The organism is Bradyrhizobium embrapense (assembly GCF_001189235.2).
Taxonomy (GTDB): Bacteria; Pseudomonadota; Alphaproteobacteria; order Rhizobiales; family Xanthobacteraceae; genus Bradyrhizobium; species Bradyrhizobium embrapense.
On sequence record NZ_LFIP02000013.1, the window covers coordinates 59,977 to 77,648 of the forward strand.

Sequence of the window (17,672 nt, forward strand, 5' to 3'; positions counted from 1 at the left end):
GATGGCGACCGCCTGTGGCTGCGCGCGTGCAGCCGCGAGCCGACTAGGTCCGATCCCCGCCGTTGCGTGCCGCCAGCACGTGCAACAGGGCCACCTGCGTGTCGTCGCGGTCACGCTCCATCCGCGGGATCGGTGTCTTGCCGAAAGACGCCGCAGCCTGGTCGATGATCTTGCGCTGTAGCGCCTCGTCGAGATCGACCTGCGGGATCACCTTGAACGACGCGGCCATGTTCTTGCCGAGGTGCTGGAAGAACGATTCGAGCCCCTTCGGTCCGCCGCCCATGTGGAACGAGCTGAACGGCCCGTTGACAGCCCAGCGCAGTCCGATAGAGCTGGTGACGATGTCGTCGAGCTCGTCGACCGTGACGACACCTTCCTGCACGAGATAGCAAGCCTCGCGCATGATCGCGCGCTGCAGCCGGTTGGCGACAAAGCCCTGAATCTCCTTCTTGAGCACGCGCGGCACCTTGCCGAGCGCCTCGTAGAAGGCCACGGCATCGGCGGTGGCCTGCGGATCGGTTTGTTCGCCGGGAACGACCTCGACGAGCGGGATCAGATGCGGCGGGTTGAAGGGATGGCCAACCAGCAGCCGGCTCGCATCCTTCATCTCTCGCCCCTGCTCGGTGGCCGGCCGCGCCGAGCTCGACGACAATAGCAACGCATGCTTCGGTGCCGCCGCCTCGATCTGCGCCCAGAGCTGCTGTTTCCATTCGGGCTTCTCCGGACCGTTCTCCTGCACGAGGTCGGCACCGGCGACGGCGCGCGCGAGGTCCGGCTCGAAGCGCAGGTTGCGTTCCAACCCCTCGTGCGGCAGGCCGAGCTTCAGCAATGTCGGCGCGATCTTGATCAGGGCATCCCTGACCGTGGCCTCGATGCCGGGTTGCGGATCGTTGATCACGACATTGAGCCCGTGCGCGAGAAGCAGCGCTGCCCAGGAGGAGCCGATGACACCGGCGCCGATGACGCACACATTGCGATAGCGGTTGAGCACCGCGACGCGATCTGCGGATAATGGCATGGCTTTCTCCGAGGTGGCCGCTTATCGCGGCTGATCGAGATAGTTGTGGCAGCGCTTGGCGCGGGACAGCGTCAAGTCGGTCATGATGTGGCTGCACGCGACGATCTCGCGCACCGGAAAGTCGGCCATCGGGGCCAATGCATGGGCGAACAGCTCCAGACGAGCCGGGCCGGTCCAGGCACCCTTGACGGTGATGTCGGTGATCTCGGAGCGCAACAGTTCGCAGATGCGCGGCTCGCCCGCCGGCTTCGGACTGTCATAGGTCCACAGGATCTTCAGCATGAAGGTCGGTACGCAGATTTCCGCCTTTGCCTTTTCGAGATCCAGCGCACGGTGCTTGTAACCCATCGTCGCAGTGGCCACGCGCAAGCTGCCGTAATCCATCGTGCCGACCAGCGTGTCGGAATCGACGTAGAGCTTCGGCTTGCCGATCACCTTGGGATAGCCGCTGATTTCGCGGCCCGACGCCAGCGCCGGCAGATTGTCGAGGTACATCGCGTGAAGGTACTCGCCCTTCTCGTCGCCGTAGCGAACCTGGACGGCCTGACCGCATTCGGTGTAGTCGCCGAGACCGGAGGTGTCGGGCATTCGCATGATCTCCCAGCGCACCAGCGGATCATCGATCTCCAGCGGCTCGGGAACGACGGCGCGCAACGCCTCGATGTCGGTGCGATACAGGATGTTGAGGTATTCGCGGTTGTTGAAGCGAAACGGTCCGCGGGGAAATGCCGGGGCGCCGATTGGCGTCGTCAGCTGCTTGAGAACGTCTTCCCGTCGCATCCGCTCCTCCCTTGATAGCTTGTCGTGGCCTGTGTGGGGCCTCCGGCTCCGTGCCGGTTGTCGAGCAAGGCATCGCGAGCCTAGCGATCTCGGCCAGCGGAGAAAGGTGCGATTGGACCGCCGACCGGGTGACTTCCGGACGCGGATTGCGGCGCGCGCCGCGCGCGGATACGCGATTATTGCGTCGCGTGCGGGATCGGGCTTACGTTGGAGCGATCATCAATCGTGGAGCAGGAATGCGCGGATGCCAGGGACATGCGGTTGCAATGACTAGGCAAGAGTCGCACGCAACCCAATCGCCCAGCCGAATGCTCCCTGGCTTTGCGCAGCGGATATTCCCGCCGCATTCGATCGCAGCTATCGCGGCCGAGCTTCGCGCGCAGGGCATTGATCCATCTGAGGTTCTCGACGGCACCGGGCTTGTCATCGCGCAGCTTGAGTCGCATACGACGCGAATATCCTATCGGCAGCTCGACACGTTGATCCGCAACGCGCTGCGGCTGACAAGAGACCCTGCCATCGCGTTGCGTTCCGGAGCACGAATGCATGTCACCGCCTATGGCATGTACGGATACGCCCTGCTGAGCAGTGCAACGCACGCGGAGGCGCGCGACTTCGCTGCGCGATACATCCGCGTGGTGGGTCCGTTCTGCGATTTCGGTCTCTCTTATGCTGGCGAGACGGTGGTGGCCACGTTCCAGCCCATGCACTGGCCGAATCCGACCGAGAGCGTGCATCGCTTCGCGGTTGAGTTCGCACTGGCCGCACATCTGACGACCGTTCGCGACCGTTCCGGTCAGGGCTTCGGGTTTTCGCGCGTGCTGGTCGACTACGCAACGCCGCCGTCCGCCGCGACGTATCGTGATCTCTTCGGGTGCCCGGTGCTGTTCAATCAGCATCATTGTGGATACGAATACGCGCGCAACGACGGCCCGCGGGCGCTGGCAAATCCGCGTACCCATGCCATGGCGCGGGAGATGTGCGAGGAGATCCTAAGCGAGGTGAACCGCGCCGGCGGCGTTGCTGCCGATATCCGCCGGATACTGATTGAGCAGCCGGGTCGCTATCCGAGCATCGAGGCGATCGCCGAGCAACTCGATATCTATCCCCGCGCGCTGCGGCGCAGGCTCGAGGCAGAGGGAACCTCGTATCGCAGCCTGCTTTCCGAGGTGCGCATGCGCCTCGCGATCGAGTATCTTCGCAAGACGCGCATGACCAATGAGGAAATCGCGAGCCGCCTCGGCTACAGCGACGCGGCCAACTTCCGCCACGCCTTCTTGCGCTGGACCGGCAGGAATCCATCCGAATTCCGCGGCGACGAGGGTCTTTGACCCCGAGATATCCAGGGGGCTTCGCCGGCTGTGTCCGTAGTTCACCGCCAAACTGGTTCAATCGAACCTTTTGCGCGGCCGAAGCGGGCGTAAGCTCGGCGCCGTGGTTGCGCTCGCGATCGCGTTCTCCCAACCTGGACCGCCCTCCCTCGGCGGTCTTTTTTTGGCGGTCTTGTCCGGAACTCACCTGCAAACGGACCAATCGAACCTTCCGCTGCCGGGTCCGGCTCACTAGCCTCACGGCAGCTTGCGGGGGTCAGATTGCGGGGCCCGAAGCAGGCGCGGAAGGCGGACGAGGACGCTCGTGTATCACCCGTCACCAAATCTCCTGCAGTGTCTTTATTCGCCGCAGCGGATCGCCGCGGTGGTGGACGTCCTAGTCGAGGAGGGGATCTCAGCGTCGCGCGCGCTCGGCGCGACCAATTTGAGGCGTGCTGACCTCAGGGATTCGTCGGTGCGCGTCTCCTATCGGCAGGTCGAAACGGTCTTTCGCAATGCGATGCGGCTGTCGCGGAATCCGGCGATTGCGTTTCGCGCCGGAGAACGAATGCATGTCATGGCTTACGGCATGTACGGATATGCCATGCTGAGCAGCCCGACGCGGGCCGGAGTCATCGACTTTGCGGCCAAGTATGGTCGGATCCTCGGAACGGTCGCCGACATCGACTTCACCCGCAAGGGCGATACGGTGAGCTGCCTGCTCGAGCCGTTGCTTTCGCGCGATCCGGCCGATGACGTCTATCGGTTCGCGCTCGAGTTCGCCTTTGCGACCTATCAGACGCTGAGCCGCGACGTTTATGGCAACGCGTTCCGCTTCTTGAAGCTGAGCGCCGCCTATGCGTCGCCGCCGCACGCCGCGACCTACGATCGCATCTTCCAGTGTCCGGTCGAGTTCGGCCAGTGCAGCAACGCGCTGGAATTCGACACGGCCTGCATCGACCGTCCCAGGGGCTGCCACGACGAGACGACCAGGGCGATGGCAGGCCGAATCTACGACCAGCTCCTCGATCCTGTCGCGCGGGACGACGGCCTTGCCGCCGACATCCGCCGACGGCTCGTCGAGCATCCCGGCCGCTTCCCGAGTATCGAGGCCATGGCGGAGGAGCTCGCGATTCATCCGCGGACGTTCCGGCGCAGGCTGCAGCTGCAGCGGAAAACCTACCGGCAGATCGTCTCCGAGGTTCGCATGCAGCTCGCGGTCGCCTATCTGCGCAACACGCAAATGACCAATGATGAGATCGCGGCGCGGCTTGACTACAGCGACGCGGCGAACTTCCGCCACGCTTTTGCCCGCTGGACCGGCAAGAGCCCTTCGGACTTCCGCGATGGCCGAGCATCGAGCGTCGCAGCAGGCGCGCAAGATTCATTGGCGGATGTCCCAAACTAACCGGTCAACTGGGCCAATTGCACCTTTTACGGGGCTGACCTGCTCGATAGCGTTTGAGACCAAGGGGATGCGCGGTTGCGCGACGGGGGCCTGCATGGCGCCGCTCGCGGAGCGAGGCAGCCATCATAAAATGTCGGGTCGTGCGGTACGCGCCGCGTGATCCGGGAGGGGACATTCTGACATGAAAACGGTCGTCGACCGCTCTGCGCCGCCGTCGCAATTGCTGCTCGCGCTCGAGGTGCGCGGGATCTGGGAGCTGCAGGCGTTCTTCGCAAGTTACCCGCTGCTTCGCCGCGCGCCGCGCGGCGATGGGCACCCGGTTCTCGTATTGCCGGGGCTCTCCGCCAGCGACATCTCGACGCGACCGCTGCGCGCCTACCTGAAGGCACAAGGCTACGCGGTCCATGGCTGGAAGCTCGGACCCAATCGCGGGCCGCGTCCCGGCGTCGAGGCCGCCATGGACGCAAGGCTGGCCGAGCTCGCCGAGCGCTACGATCGCAAGGTCAGCCTGATCGGCTGGAGTCTTGGCGGTGTCTTCGCGCGCGAGATTGCACGGCGTGCGCCCGATCTGGTCCGCCAGGTGATCACGCTCGGCAGCCCGTTCGCCAACGAGCCGAAGGCCAGCAATGCCTGGCGTCTCTACGAGATCCTGAGCGAGCGCCAGGTCGACGACTGGCCCGACAGGGACATCATGAAGTCACCGCCGCCGGTACCGAGCACGGCGATCTACTCGCGCACCGACGGCATCGTCTCCTGGTGGGGGTGCCGCGAGCAGGATGCCGATCAGACCCAGAACATCGAGGTCGAAGGCAGTCATTGCGGGCTCGGGCACAATCCGGCCGTGCTCTATGCGATCGCAGATCGTCTCGCGCTCAGGGAGGGCGAATGGTCGCCGTTCGATCGCAGCGGTCTCCGCGGCATGGTGTACCCCGATCCGGATCGCGCCGATGACAGCGTCGCCCTGTTTCGGCCGCGCTGGCCGGCGGCTTGACGCGCAGGTCCACGGGGCGGCGTTCGCCGCTCCCCGCCACGCAACATAAGCAGGCAACAGAGGGAGGACGCCGATGGGGACCGACAACAGGCAATCCGACGCAGCCGGCATCGGCGCGATGCCGTGGCTCGGCGATTTGAAGAAAATGACGGAGAAGTTCGCGCTGCCCGGTTTTGATATCGCTGCACTGGTCGAGTGGCAGCGCAAGGACATGGAGGCGTTAGCGGAGGCGAACCGGCAGGCCTACGAAGGCGTGCAGGCGCTGGTCAGCCGGCGCAACGAGATTCTGCAGGAGACGCTCGCGCAGTGGCAGGCGGCGATGCAGGGCTTCGCGAGCGGTGAAGGCATCACGAAGCAGACCGAGACCGCCAGGCAGCAGGTCGAGAAGACGGTCGCTGATTTCCGCGAGTTGTCGCAGCTGGAAGCGCAGGCGCGCAACAACGCCTGGAAGGTCATGCAGGACCGCATGCAGGAGAACTTCGCGAACCTTCAGAAGCTGTTGCAGCCGAAATAGTGCGGCCCATGTGAGGCGCCAACCATCGGGGGATAGCCATGAGTTTGGCCAAGTTGCAGGACTTGACGGGCCGCGTCGCGCTCGTCACGGGCGGGTCGCGCGGTCTCGGTCTTCAGGTCGCCGAGGTGCTGGGCGAGCTCGGGGCCAAGGTCGCGATCACCGCGCGCAAGCGGGATGAACTCGATGCCGCGGCGGCTCACCTCAAAGGGCTTGGCATCGATGCGCTTCCGGTGGTTTGCGACATGGGCAGGCTGGAGACGATCCTGCCGATGATCGAGCAGGTCGTGGCCGCGCTGGGCCCGATCGACATCCTCGTCAACAATGCCGGTACGTCCTGGGGTGCCGCCACGATCGAGCACACGCTCGACGGCTGGAACAAGGTGATCAACCTGAATGTAACCGCGATCTTCATCGCCACCCAGGAGGTCGGTCGTCGCTGCATGGTGCCGCGGCGAAGCGGCAAGGTGATCAACATCGCGTCGATCCAGGGCCTCACCGGCTGCTACCCGGAAGGTACCCCGACGCTGGCCTACAACACGAGCAAGGGCGCGGTCGTCAACCTGACCCGCACGCTCGCCAATGAATGGGCGCCGCTCGGCATCAATGTCAACGCCATCGCGCCAGGTTATTTCCCGACCAAGATGACCGCGCAACTCGACCAGAGCGCGACCGCCCATATGGCGCCAATGAATCGCGAGGGCGGCCCCGAAGACCTCAAGGGCATCGCGGCGCTGCTCGCCTCCGATGCCTGTGCATTCATTACCGGCCAGACCATCGCGGTCGATGGCGGCGTGACCGCCGTCTGATCCGAGAGACCACAGAAGGGAGACATCTCATGACCGACATGCCCTGGATCCGATCCTATCCCGACGGGGTGCGCTGGGACATCGAGATCGCTGCCGGACCCGTGCAGAAGATACTGGGGGATGCCGTCGCCAAATGGCCGGATCGTCCGGCGATCGATTTCATGGGCAAGCGGATCTCCTATGCCGAGCTCGGGCGGCTCACCGATCGCGTAGCCAAGGGCCTGCAGCTTCTTGGCGTGAAGCCGGGCGTTCATGTCGGCCTCTATCTCCCCAACACGCCGCACTACATCATCTCGTTTTTCGGCATCCTCAAGGCAGGTGGCACCGCGGTCAATTATTCGCCGCTGGATGCCGCCAAGGTGCTCGAACACAAGATAGAAGACAGCAAGACCGATATCCTGATCACGCTCGACATGGTTTCGCTCTATCCGCAGATGGCGGCGATGCTGGGCAAGACAAGATTGAAGAAGTTGGTGGTCGGTTCGGTCGGCGAGATCACGGCCGACCCCGACACCGTCGTCAACCAGATGAAGGCCACCAAGCAGCTCAGCGAGGTCGCTTGGGACGATCATCACATCAGCTTCGGCCAGCTGACCCATAATGATGGAGTCTACCAGGCCTATCCGATCGACAATCCGCGCGAGGCGATCGCCGTGCTGCAATACACCGGCGGGACCACGGGCCTGCCGAAGGGGGCGATGCTCACCCACGCCAACCTGACCAGCGCGTGCCAGCAGTACCGGGCGACGACAGCCGGCTCGCCGCCGGTGCTGGTCGACGGGCAGGAGCGCTTCCTGGCCGTTCTGCCGCCGTTCCACATCTACGCGCTCTCAGTGAACGTGCTGTTCGGCGTCCTGATGGGCGCGGAGATCATCCAGCACGTCCGCTTCGATCCGAAAGCCGCGCTCGAGGAAATCTCGGCGAAGTCGGTCAGTGTGTTCTGCGGGGTGCCGACCATGTTCACCGCGCTGATCAACCATCCGGAGACGCCGAAGCACAGCCTGCGCGCGCTGAAATACTGCGGATCCGGCGGAGCGCCGTTGCCGCTCGAAGTGGCGCAGCAATTCGCCTCGATCACCGGCTGCAATTTGAGCGAGGGCTGGGGCATGACCGAGACCTCGCCGAGCGGCACCTACACGCCGGCGCAGCATGGCGCCATGCGCAAGGCCGGCTCCTGCGGCATGCCGATGCCCGGAATTGTCATCAAGTTCCTCAACGTCGACGACAGTAGCGGATATGTCCCGCTCGGCGAGCGCGGCGAAATCTGCATCAAGGGCCCGAACGTGATGAAGGGCTACTGGAACAAGCCGGACGCCACCGCCGAGGTGACGACAGCGGACGGCTACCTGCGCACGGGCGACGTCGGTTACATGGATGAGGATGGCTTCATCTTCATCGTGGACCGCACCAAGGACATGCTGCTGTGCAGCGGCTACAACGTGTATCCGCGTGTGCTCGAAGAGGCGATCTACAAATATCCGGCGGTCGAGGAGGTCGCCGTGATCGGCATCCGCGATGAATATCGCGGCCAGTCGCCGAAAGCCTTCATCAAGCTGAAGGCGGATGCCAAGCCGTTCAAGCTGGAAGAGCTGCAGGCGTTCCTGAAGGACAAGCTCGGCAAGCACGAGATGGTACAGGCGCTCGAAATCCGCGCCGAGTTGCCGAAGACCGCGGTCGGCAAGCTTTCGAAGAAGGAGCTGTACGACGAGGAGGAGCGGGCGGCCCGGGCGCAGGCCTGAGCTCGCCTGCGCGAGCCGGATCGGCAGCGGCGGGCAGGAATCGGGCTCGGCCGCAATGCAATGACCGCGAAGCGCCAGATATATCGGCACACGGTCATCAAGACGGCAGTCGCCGTCAAAACGACATGGGAGGGAAGAATGGATCAACTTAGCAGCATGGATGCATCGTTCCTGCATCTCGAGACGCCGGAGACGCCGATGCATGTCGGCAGCCTGATGATCTTCGATCTCCCCGAGGGCTACCAGGGCGACTACTACGAGGATGTCAAGGAGATGCTTGGCAAGCGTCTCCATCTCTCAGGATTGCTGAACCGCAAGCTGGCGCAGATGCCGTTCCAGCTCGCCGAACCGGTCTGGATCGAAGACGATGATATCGAGCTCGATTATCATGTGCGGACCGTCACCTTGCGACGGCCAGGCACCATGGCGCAGCTCGAGCAACTGGTCGCGCGGCTGCACGCCTCGCTGCTCGACCGCAGCCGTCCGCTGTGGGAGATGTATGTCATCGATGGCCTCGAGAACGGCCAGGTCGCGTTCTACACCAAGGCGCATCACAGTGGCGTCGACGGCAAGGCCGGCGTCGAACTCGCCAAGGTGCTCTATGACGTCTCGCCCAAGATGCGTGAGGTGCCACCGCCGCGGCGCAAGCGCGCCACCGTGCAATACCAGCTCGGCGTGACCGAGCTGTTGCAGGCGGCGGCCAACAACGCGGCCCAGCAATATCGCAAGCTCGCGGAGCTGCTGCCGACGGCGGCCAAGGCGCTCGGCACGGCCGCGACCGTGATGGCCAGCCAACGGTCGCAGAAGGGGGAGCGTTCGCTCAGCCTCGGGCTGGCGCCGAAGACGGTGTTCAACGACTCCATCACCAACCAACGCTCCTACAGCACGATGTCGCTTCCGCTCGCCGACATAAAGGTTCTAGGCAAGCGTGTCGGCGGCACCGTCAACACCATTGTCATGGCGATGTGCAGCATCGCGCTGCAACGCTTCCTCGCCGAGCGCGGCCTGCTGCCCAAGGAAGCCCTGATCGCGATGGTGCCGGTCAGCCTGCGTGCCGAAGGCGACAAGGCAATGAACAACCAGGTCTCGGCGGTACGCGTCGACCTGGCGACCGATATCGACGACCTGCCGACCCGCTTCAAGGCGATCCACGCGTCGTCCGAGGCGGCCAAGGCGGTCGTGCGCGAGCTCAAGCCGGTACTCGGCGTCGATGTGCCGATCACGGGCTCGCCGTGGCTGATGACCGGGCTTGCCTCACTGCTTGGCCGCTCCAACCTCGCCAGCCGCATGCCGGCAGCGGGCAACGTGCTGATCTCCAATGTGCCGGGACCGGGGCAGCACCTCTACATGGCCGGCGCACGGATGGTGCACTATTTCCCGGTTTCGATTCCATATCACGGCAGCGCGCTGAACATTACGGTGCACAGCTATTCCGGCCTGCTCGAGTTCGGCCTGACGGCGTGCCGGCGCGTACTCACGCAGGACGAGTCCTACGAGATGATCGAGCATCTCCGGGCGGCCTTGCGCGAGATCGAAGCCCTGCCGCCGGTCGAGGCCGAGATCGTCGAGCTGACGCCCCAGGCTGCGGCTCAATCGAAGGCGCCATCCGCGGCCGCGCCGTCGGTAACGGTCATCCAGACCGACGAGATGCCGCCGGCTGCCGCAAACGACAAGGCGAGCCGGGCAAGCTAGGCGCCAGGGCCGTCATCGCTTCGCATCGCCCGAGCCGGGAGACCACCGCAGTCTCCCGCTCGGCGCCGGAATCAAAAGAACATTTGGAGGAAACAGGATGCACCCACCCGCCGCAAAAGGATCTCTGTCGGTACTGGAAAGCCCGGCGCACAAATCCCTGTTCTCGAAGATCGATTGGCGCCTGATCCCGCTGCTGCTGATCGCCTATATGATTGCCTATCTGGATCGCATCAATATCGGCTATGCGCAGCTGCAGATGAAGCAGACGCTGCCGTTCGACGATGCGGTCTACGGTCTCGGTGCAGGCATTTTCTTCGTCGGATACTTCCTGTTCGAGGTGCCGAGCAACCTGCTGCTGGAGCGGATCGGCGCGCGCAAAACCCTGCTACGCATCATGGTGCTGTGGGGGCTCGCGGCAGCCGCCATGATGTTCGTGTCGACGCCGTTCCAGTTCTATCTCGTCCGCTTCCTGCTCGGCGTGTTCGAGGCCGGCTTCTTTCCCGGCGTGATCCTGTACTTCACCTACTGGTATCCGTCGGCGCGGCGCGGGCAGGTGATCGCCACCTTCATGTCGGCGACAACGATCGTGTCCGTGATCGCCGGTCCGCTGTGCGGCTCGATCCTGAAGTATTTCGACGGTGCAGGCGGCCTTCACGGCTGGCAGTGGCTGTTCCTCGTGCAGGGTCTGCCGGCGCTGATACTCGGCATCCTGGTTTACGTCCTGCTCGAGGACAAGCCCGCGCAGGCCGCGTGGCTCTCGAAGGACGAGAAGGCCCTGCTCGAAGACACCTTCCAGCATGATGAGAAGGACGTGGTGAGCGAGCCTTCGGGAACGTTCGGGCAGATGCTGAAGGACCCCAAGGTCTATGTATTGTCGTTCGTGTATCTGCTCCTGCTCGGCGCGACCTACACGATGGTGTTCTGGATGCCGACCCTGATCCAGAGCTGGGGCGTCAAGGATTTGTTCCTTGTCGGCGTCTATGCCGCGATCCCGAATGCCGCCGGCGTCATCGGCATGATCGTGATCGGCCGTCACTCCGACAAGTGGCACGAGCGCCGCTGGCATTATGCCGCCTGCGTCGCGATCGCCGCCTTCGGCCTGTTCATCACCACGATGCTGCAGGGCAATCTCGTCGGATCAATCCTGGCACTGTCCTTTGCGGTGATCGGAATTGCGTCGGCGACTCCGCTGTTCTTCGCGCTGACCAGCGAATATCTCTCCACCGGCGCCGCCGCCGGCGGGCTTGCGCTGATCTCCAGTCTCGGAAACCTCGGCCCGGCGATCAGTCCCTCGATCAACGGGCTGATCGTGCGCAGCACCGGCGACAACATCTACAGCATGTACTTCGTGATGGCGCTCTACGTGCTGTCGGGACTGCTGTTGCTGCTGTCGATGCGGCCTGCGCCCAGTGCGCGCCTGGCGATGGCGTGAGGACGATTCGAGCGGCCCGGCCCGGACGGAGCCGGGCCGCTCGACGCTCCGCGGGAAGGCTGCCGGTGATCGAGCGAATATTGGGACACATACGATGAGGATCGTTCTGCTGGGGCCGCCCGGTGCGGGCAAGGGAACGCAGGCGAAGCGCCTGGTCGAGGAGTACGACATACCGCACCTTTCGACCGGCGAGATGCTACGTGCCGCGGTTGACGCGGACACCAGTATTGGGCGGAAAGTCAAGGATACCATGGTGAGGGGTGGGCTCGTTTCCGATCAGCTCGTGATCGCCGCGGTCATCGAACGCATCTCGCAAGCCGATGCCAAGCGCGGCTTTGTGCTCGACGGCTTTCCACGGACGATGGCCCAGGCGGTCGGCTTCGACGATCTGCTCAATACCGAGGGTCTTGCGATCGACCATGTCGTCGAGCTCAAGGCCGACGAGACGGTGTTGCTGGACCGGATCGAGACGCGGGCCCGCGAAGCGAGAGCGCAGGGTGGCACGGTGCGCGCCGATGACAATCACGAAACGCTCAAGCTGCGTATCGACGCCTATAACGAGGAGACCGCGCCGTTGGTCGACTACTATCGGTCGCGGAACATCCTTCGAACCGTCGACGGGCTGCAGCCGGTCGATGCCGTCGCATTCGACGTCGTCAGGGCGATCGGCCAAGATCGGTCGGTGATGTGATGCCGGCGACGCAAAGTCGGGATAGCCGGCTGTCCGGCTATCCCGACCGGATCGAGGTGCTGGAGCCGTTGCGCAAGTCGCTTGGCGAAGTGAGGGAGACGGCCGACCAATTCGAGCAGGCCCAGCTGTTGCTGCAGGCGATCGAACGGTTCTCCCGTAGATATGCTGCCGACCGGAACTGCGCCGGTACACCTGTCGAGCTGGCGTGGCGCGACGAATGTCGTATGGCGCGGCGGCAGCTTGCCGCACGCGCCGTCCGTGGATTGCGCAAAACCGTTCTGGCAGCGAAGGGAGGTGCCTCGTGTCGGTGAGCGGAAATGAAGGTCAATGCGCGCTGGTGACCGGAGCATCGGGGGGCATTGGGCTCGAGCTCGCGCGCGTGTTCGCGGCCAATCGCTTCAGCCTCGTGCTGCTGGCGCGTAGCCGCGACAAGCTTCAGGCGCTCGCCCGCGAGCTCAAGGCCGATTACGGCACCAGGGTGACCATCGTGGCCGCCGATCTGAGCGAGCCGGCGGCACCGCAGGCGGTGTTCGATTCACTTGACGAAGCCGGCGTGCGGGTCGACCTGCTGGTCAATAATGCCGGCCTTTTGCTCGAAGGACGCCTCGGCGCAATCGGCCTCGACGATCAGTTGCGGCTTCTGCAGGTCAATGTCGTCGCCATGACGGCATTGACCCGTCTCTTCCTCGCGCCGATGCTCGAGCGCAACAGTGGACGGATACTGAACGTTGCGTCGGTCGCGGCATTCATGCCGGTGCCGAATCTTGCGGTCTATGCCGCGTCAAAGGCCTATGTGTTGTCGTTTGGCGAAGCGTTGTCGCAGGAATTGAGCGGCAGCAAGATCACGCTGACGACGTTGTGTCCCGGCGTGACGGCTACCGGAATGGTCCAAGGCACCAATCTCGGCAACATGCCGAGCATGATGATCATGGATGCGAAGACCGTCGCACAGGAGGGCTACCGCGCCTGCATGGCAGGCAAGCCGGTGCATGTCGCAGGGCTTGCCAACGAGCTGGCGGTCCAATGGATCAAGTATCAGCCGAGTTGGCTACTGCGGGCAATCGGCGGCGTGTTCGGAAAGGCCACACCGCCGAACTGACGTCTCGTGCTCGCCGGCAATGCACGGCTGCACGGGCCATTCTTGACCATCAACCACGGACGCTACTCATGGGACGTGACGAGCAGACCGTCGAACCACCCTCGCTCGCGCTGCTCGCCGCGGAAGGGCGCGGCTTTCTCGACATCCCGGCGCTGCTTGCCGTGGCGGCGCCGCTTCTGGCGACCGCTCCGCGGGGGCAGCGCCATCCAGTGATGGTTTTGCCCGGGTTGGGTGCCGATGACCGGTCGACCTTGGCCATCCGCTCGTTCCTCGAGTTCCTCGGCTATCAGGTTCATGGATGGGGCCGCGGCCGCAATGTGCGTGCGCCGGATGCTGATCTCGCCGCCGTGGTGGCGCGAGTCCTCGAACTCGAAAAGCAGGGCGGCTCGAAGGTCAGCCTGGTCGGCTGGAGCCGTGGCGGCATCATTGCGCGCGAGGTTGCCCGACAAATCCCCGGGGCGGTGCGGATGGTCATCACGCTCGGCAGTCCTTTCGCGGCGCCGGGCGCGAGCAATGTTCGCGCGATCTGGCGGCTTCTGACCGGCCAGAAATACCAGCCGCCGACGGCCGAACGGATCAGCCGCCTCGCGCAACCGGTTCCCGTGCCGTCGACATCGATCTATACCCGCACCGATGGCGTGGTGGCGTGGCGCGCCTGCCTGGAGCAGGAGGAAGGAGAGCGCGAGAACGTCGAAGTGAACACGACGCATTTGGGGCTTGGCTTTCACGCGCCGGCGCTGTGGGTGATTGCCGATCGCCTCGCACAGCCGGCGGGCAGCTGGAAGCCGTTTCGTGCGCCTGCGCAGGTCGCGATATGGTTTCCAGCAACGCTCCGCCGCGATTGAGCTCGTATCGGCCGCCTCAGTCTACCGCGCCCCGCTTCCCGGTGATCGCATCTCGGTGACCATCATCCGCAGCAGCTGCATCGCGGCGGGCGGCAACGTACGTCCCTGACGGGAGACCACGTGGGTGCGACCACGATGCAGCAGCGCATTCTTCATGGGCAGCGCCACCACCTTGGCGGCATCGGCCTCCGTCATCGCAAGGCGCGATGCCAGCGCATAGCCAAGTCCGGCGATCACGTAATGAGCGAGCGCATCGAACGAGGCGGTGGTGAACGCGAAATTGAGGCGGACGCCTTCGCTGATCTCGGCGGCCTGGACATGCTGGCGCAGGCCGTAATTCGGATGCATTGCGGCCCCCGGGTAGGGGGCGAGGTCGGCGAGCTTGAGCGGTCGGCCGAGCTGGATAAGCGGATGCCCGCGCGGCACCACGGCCTTGATCGGGTGCGGCTGCGAATGATGCGAGCGCAGCCGATCGTCGCGAGGCGGATTGAACAGTACGCCGATATGCGCGTTTTCTCCCACGATTTGCTGGACGATCTCGTCGGTGCTCCCGATGTCGAGGCTGACCGTGATCTTCGGGTGGGCTTGCATGAACCGGCACAGGCTGCTCTTCGCCAGCCAGTCGACATAACCTTCGCCCGTCACGAGATCGATATGACCCGATTCGACCTTGCGGATGCTGTCCATCTGCGCGAGCAGCGCCTGTCGTTCGCCCTGCTGGCGGTGGAGGTAGGCGGCCAGTAGTTGACCGGCGTCGGTCGGCGCAACGCCGCGGCCCCGTCGTTCGAGCAGGCGCGCGCCACATTCCTTCTCGAGCAGGCCTAGCGCCCGGCTGACCGCAGAGGCGTCCATGCCGAGCGCGCCGGCGGCGCCGCGCACGGAGCCGCTATTGAGCACCTCCATGAAGTAATGCAGTCGGCGCGGCTCCAGCTTGGCGTTCATCGGCGTAGCCCTGTTGCAATCAGTGCACCGAATATTCAATGACATGGTCATTTATGCAAGCGCATGAACGTGTTGCACGACAACGGTGGATCGAAAGTTGCCATCTCGGGGTGCAGCAGCGGTGTCGGCTCATCCGCGTCAGCCAACAGTTGTTTGAGCTCGGTCTTACGTCAGCTGATTGCGCCGCATGACGCCGCCCTCCGTCTTGATCGCCATGAACGAGGTTTTGCCGTCGCGCACCACTATGGGGTCGGGGAAGCCATCCTTCACGTCGCGGAAGCCGTCGCACAGCGAGCGGACGATATCAGTCCAAAATCCCTTGCGTCTTCACCAGTGGAGTATCGCAGCGCGCAGGATCGTAGAGGCCGGGGCCCAAAGCTTAGCCTCAAGCATCGACAGGCTTTTGACGTAAAGCGGAAGTCAGGACTGACGATGAGGTCGCTGAAGGGCGATTAAGCGACATCGCCCATTGCAGGTACTGCTTCAGCCGGCATAAGCCACTGCATGCTCCGACATGTCGTGACCCACCTCGTCGGCGGCAACGGCATTCACGCGGTTCTCGAACGCGGCGAGGTCGGCCGCGTCATCGTTTGCCGGCTGACAGGACCATGCACCGAAGGCGCCAGGCGTCGGCGCCATGGCTTGCTCCACCGGAAACGGATGCGCTGACCATCGGCATCAGGCGCCCGAGCTACTCTCTGCGCGATGATGGTCGGGAAAAAGTTGAAATCGACGCGGTGCAAACAAGCTCGCGGCTAATTCGAGATGTATTCGACGGTTGCTGGAGGGATTAGGGAGCGAGATCTCCTCGGAATGCTGAAAGGCGCTGCAAGCCTTGTGCAATCTCGGTCGAGTTAAAGGCCGAGGATCCAAACAGGAGGCTGTTTCTGGATGGCATCAAGGTCAGCAACTCACTATCGCGCCGTCCACAACCTTCAAATCACCCGCTTTGACGGTGCCCACTGGATACCGGTCAAGAACATGGTTGATCTCGACGGCATTGCGTCGTGAACTCTGCCCTCGAGTGTTGGGCCGATACGCACCCCGGCCCAACGCCAATATCGCGAGGGCGATTGCTCGCTGCGCCGCATGCCCACTTCTACGGCGATGCTGCCCCGCACGTCATTCCGCAGCGCGTGCCAGGCGGCGCGACGCCGTATGGAGGGGCGGCTGGTCTAATCGGCAGAAAGAGGCTCACCGGTCAGGGACCAGCTTGCTCCGTCAAACGTCGCGATCCGCAAAGTCCTGAAGGGCGTGTAGTCCCCGATCCGCGTGCCGATCGAGATGCCCGGGAGCATCATCGGCAATCGTTCGCCGTTCAGTGAGGTCGCCTGCTTGATCAGGTTCTCGCGGGTCAGGTCGTCGCCGCATTTGCGCAACGCCAGCTCCACGGCGTGGACGTTCATGTAGGCGACAAGCACCGAATAGTCGTCTGGATTGGCTGACGGGGCATACTTCGTCAGGAAGGCCTTGTAGGCCTTGACCTCGGGGTCATCGGCCCAGGCCGGATCGCCGGGTTGCTTGAGGAATTGGGTGGTCACCAGCCCCTTCGACGCCTCGAGGCCGGCCGGCTTCAGAATGGTATCGACCGACGCCGTCGAGCCTCCGATCACGTGCAGGGGCGTCCAGCCGAGTTCGTAGACCTTGCGGATCGATTGCGCGGCAGCCTTCGACGACGACTGCTCAATCAAGGTATCGACACCGGCGGCCTTCAGTTGGACGATCTGCGAGTCGATGGTCGGGTCGGCAAGCTCGTACGAGGCCTGGGCGACGATCAACTCGGCCTTCGGACCGAGGCCGGCGCGAAGGCCCTTGAGGTAATCCTTGCCGTAATCGTCATTCTGGTAGAGCACGCCGATCCTGGCGTACGGCTTTGCAGTCAGGATGTATTTGGCGACGACGCGGCCTTCGGTCTCGAAGTCCGGATAGAGCGGGATCGTCCAGGGGAAGGCCTTGGGATCGTTGAAGCGGCGTCCGCCCGCGGTGATGAAGAGTTGTGGCACCTGCTTGGAGTTAAGGTATTTCTGGATCGCAACGTTGGGCGCGGTGCCGATCGTGCCGACCTCGGCCAATATGCCGACATCCTCGATCAGCTTGCGCGATTGTTCGACGGCCTTCGGCGCGCTGTAGGCGTTGTCGAGCTGGGTGAAGTTGATCTTGCGGCCGTTGATGCCGCCGTTCGCATTCAGCATCTCGAAATAGCCGACCACCGCGCGGCCGGCGCCGGCGCCGAACGCAGAAGCAGGGCCGCTCAGCGGCGTTGACTGGCCGAGCTTGATCTCGGTATCGCTGACGCCGGGACCGTAGGCTTTCTGTGCTTGGGCAGGCACGGTCAGCAGGGCTGACAGCGCGATGGCCGCCAAAGCCCGGTCGATGATGTGGTTCAAGGTCGTTTCTCCCTGCAA

17 protein-coding genes are annotated in these 17,672 nt (G+C 64.0%); 12 read left to right on the forward strand and 5 right to left on the reverse strand.

What is annotated here, in order from left to right:
• Positions 1 to 43: 43 nt before the first annotated feature.
• Positions 44 to 1,018, reverse strand: coding sequence for a 3-hydroxyacyl-CoA dehydrogenase NAD-binding domain-containing protein (locus AKN83_RS34645; RefSeq protein WP_050400710.1), 975 nt, complete (start codon positions 1,016 to 1,018; stop codon positions 44 to 46).
• Positions 1,019 to 1,039: 21 nt separating this feature from the next.
• Positions 1,040 to 1,798, reverse strand: coding sequence for an acetoacetate decarboxylase (locus AKN83_RS34650; protein ID WP_050400709.1), 759 nt, complete (start codon positions 1,796 to 1,798; stop codon positions 1,040 to 1,042).
• Positions 1,799 to 2,034: 236 nt separating this feature from the next.
• Between AKN83_RS34650 and AKN83_RS34655 the strand changes: the two genes are divergently transcribed.
• The 12 genes from AKN83_RS34655 to AKN83_RS34710 all read left to right on the forward strand — a co-directional run bounded on the left by AKN83_RS34655 (position 2,035) and on the right by AKN83_RS34710 (position 14,325).
• Complete coding sequence (locus AKN83_RS34655; RefSeq protein ID WP_244522204.1) at positions 2,035 to 3,129, forward strand: AraC family transcriptional regulator; 1,095 nt, start codon at positions 2,035 to 2,037, stop codon at positions 3,127 to 3,129.
• 304 nt (positions 3,130 to 3,433) lie between these two features.
• Positions 3,434 to 4,516, forward strand: coding sequence for an AraC family transcriptional regulator (locus AKN83_RS34660; RefSeq protein ID WP_244522205.1), 1,083 nt, complete (start codon positions 3,434 to 3,436; stop codon positions 4,514 to 4,516).
• 181 nt (positions 4,517 to 4,697) lie between these two features.
• The gene (locus AKN83_RS34665) at positions 4,698 to 5,507 is read left to right on the forward strand and encodes an esterase/lipase family protein (protein WP_050400708.1); all 810 of its coding nucleotides are present in this window, start codon (positions 4,698 to 4,700) and stop codon (positions 5,505 to 5,507) included.
• 73 nt (positions 5,508 to 5,580) lie between these two features.
• The gene (phaP, locus tag AKN83_RS34670) at positions 5,581 to 6,021 is read left to right on the forward strand and encodes a phasin family protein (protein ID WP_050400707.1); all 441 of its coding nucleotides are present in this window, start codon (positions 5,581 to 5,583) and stop codon (positions 6,019 to 6,021) included.
• Positions 6,022 to 6,059: 38 nt separating this feature from the next.
• Positions 6,060 to 6,827 (forward strand): SDR family oxidoreductase, encoded by a 768-nt coding sequence (locus AKN83_RS34675; protein ID WP_050400706.1) that lies wholly within the window; start codon positions 6,060 to 6,062, stop codon positions 6,825 to 6,827.
• A 29-nt stretch (positions 6,828 to 6,856) separates the two neighbouring features.
• Entirely contained in the window at positions 6,857 to 8,566 is a 1,710-nt protein-coding gene (locus tag AKN83_RS34680) for a long-chain-fatty-acid--CoA ligase (RefSeq protein WP_050400705.1), read from the forward strand.
• 138 nt (positions 8,567 to 8,704) lie between these two features.
• Complete coding sequence (locus AKN83_RS34685) at positions 8,705 to 10,258, forward strand: WS/DGAT/MGAT family O-acyltransferase (RefSeq protein WP_083992379.1); 1,554 nt, start codon at positions 8,705 to 8,707, stop codon at positions 10,256 to 10,258.
• Between the two features lie 97 nt (positions 10,259 to 10,355).
• Positions 10,356 to 11,690 (forward strand): MFS transporter, encoded by a 1,335-nt coding sequence (locus AKN83_RS34690; protein WP_050400704.1) that lies wholly within the window; start codon positions 10,356 to 10,358, stop codon positions 11,688 to 11,690.
• Positions 11,691 to 11,784: 94 nt separating this feature from the next.
• Positions 11,785 to 12,381 carry an adenylate kinase gene (locus AKN83_RS34695; RefSeq protein ID WP_050400703.1) on the forward strand — a complete coding sequence of 199 codons (597 nt, stop codon included), beginning with the start codon at positions 11,785 to 11,787 and terminating at the stop codon, positions 12,379 to 12,381.
• Positions 12,381 to 12,692 (forward strand): hypothetical protein, encoded by a 312-nt coding sequence (locus AKN83_RS40210; protein WP_050400702.1) that lies wholly within the window; start codon positions 12,381 to 12,383, stop codon positions 12,690 to 12,692. Before AKN83_RS34695 ends, AKN83_RS40210 begins: the two co-directional genes overlap by 1 nt.
• Positions 12,683 to 13,480 (forward strand): SDR family NAD(P)-dependent oxidoreductase, encoded by a 798-nt coding sequence (locus AKN83_RS34705; RefSeq protein ID WP_050400701.1) that lies wholly within the window; start codon positions 12,683 to 12,685, stop codon positions 13,478 to 13,480. Before AKN83_RS40210 ends, AKN83_RS34705 begins: the two co-directional genes overlap by 10 nt.
• A 68-nt stretch (positions 13,481 to 13,548) precedes the next feature.
• Positions 13,549 to 14,325: an esterase/lipase family protein gene (locus tag AKN83_RS34710; protein WP_050400700.1), complete on the forward strand. Its 777-nt coding sequence runs from the start codon at positions 13,549 to 13,551 to the stop codon at positions 14,323 to 14,325.
• A 21-nt stretch (positions 14,326 to 14,346) separates the two neighbouring features.
• On the opposite strand, the gene AKN83_RS34715 is transcribed toward AKN83_RS34710, so the two are convergent.
• The 3 genes from AKN83_RS34715 to AKN83_RS34720 form a co-directional block, all read right to left on the reverse strand.
• Complete coding sequence (locus AKN83_RS34715; RefSeq protein WP_050400699.1) at positions 14,347 to 15,267, reverse strand: LysR family transcriptional regulator; 921 nt, start codon at positions 15,265 to 15,267, stop codon at positions 14,347 to 14,349.
• A gap of 483 nt (positions 15,268 to 15,750) precedes the next feature.
• Entirely contained in the window at positions 15,751 to 15,906 is a 156-nt protein-coding gene (locus tag AKN83_RS40215) for a hypothetical protein (protein WP_157113705.1), read from the reverse strand.
• A gap of 536 nt (positions 15,907 to 16,442) precedes the next feature.
• Positions 16,443 to 17,645, reverse strand: coding sequence for an ABC transporter substrate-binding protein (locus AKN83_RS34720; protein ID WP_172803662.1), 1,203 nt, complete (start codon positions 17,643 to 17,645; stop codon positions 16,443 to 16,445).
• Positions 17,646 to 17,672 lie beyond the last annotated feature (27 nt).

Bases quoted from the DNA above. Each gene is read 5' to 3' on its own strand.
- AKN83_RS34715 (WP_050400699.1), bottom strand. From the start codon at position 15,267: ATGAACGCCAAGCTGGAGCCGCGCCGACTGCATTACTTCATGGAGGTG.
- AKN83_RS34680 (WP_050400705.1), top strand. From the start codon at position 6,857: ATGACCGACATGCCCTGGATCCGATCCTATCCCGACGGGGTGCGCTGG.
- phaP (WP_050400707.1), top strand. From the start codon at position 5,581: ATGGGGACCGACAACAGGCAATCCGACGCAGCCGGCATCGGCGCGATG.
- AKN83_RS34645 (WP_050400710.1), bottom strand. From the start codon at position 1,018: ATGCCATTATCCGCAGATCGCGTCGCGGTGCTCAACCGCTATCGCAAT.
- AKN83_RS34650 (WP_050400709.1), bottom strand. From the start codon at position 1,798: ATGCGACGGGAAGACGTTCTCAAGCAGCTGACGACGCCAATCGGCGCC.
- AKN83_RS34695 (WP_050400703.1), top strand. From the start codon at position 11,785: ATGAGGATCGTTCTGCTGGGGCCGCCCGGTGCGGGCAAGGGAACGCAG.
- AKN83_RS34665 (WP_050400708.1), top strand. From the start codon at position 4,698: ATGAAAACGGTCGTCGACCGCTCTGCGCCGCCGTCGCAATTGCTGCTC.
- AKN83_RS40215 (WP_157113705.1), bottom strand. From the start codon at position 15,906: ATGGCGCCGACGCCTGGCGCCTTCGGTGCATGGTCCTGTCAGCCGGCA.
- AKN83_RS34675 (WP_050400706.1), top strand. From the start codon at position 6,060: ATGAGTTTGGCCAAGTTGCAGGACTTGACGGGCCGCGTCGCGCTCGTC.
- AKN83_RS34690 (WP_050400704.1), top strand. From the start codon at position 10,356: ATGCACCCACCCGCCGCAAAAGGATCTCTGTCGGTACTGGAAAGCCCG.
- AKN83_RS34655 (WP_244522204.1), top strand. From the start codon at position 2,035: ATGCGCGGATGCCAGGGACATGCGGTTGCAATGACTAGGCAAGAGTCG.
- AKN83_RS40210 (WP_050400702.1), top strand. From the start codon at position 12,381: ATGCCGGCGACGCAAAGTCGGGATAGCCGGCTGTCCGGCTATCCCGAC.
- AKN83_RS34685 (WP_083992379.1), top strand. From the start codon at position 8,705: ATGGATCAACTTAGCAGCATGGATGCATCGTTCCTGCATCTCGAGACG.
- AKN83_RS34710 (WP_050400700.1), top strand. From the start codon at position 13,549: ATGGGACGTGACGAGCAGACCGTCGAACCACCCTCGCTCGCGCTGCTC.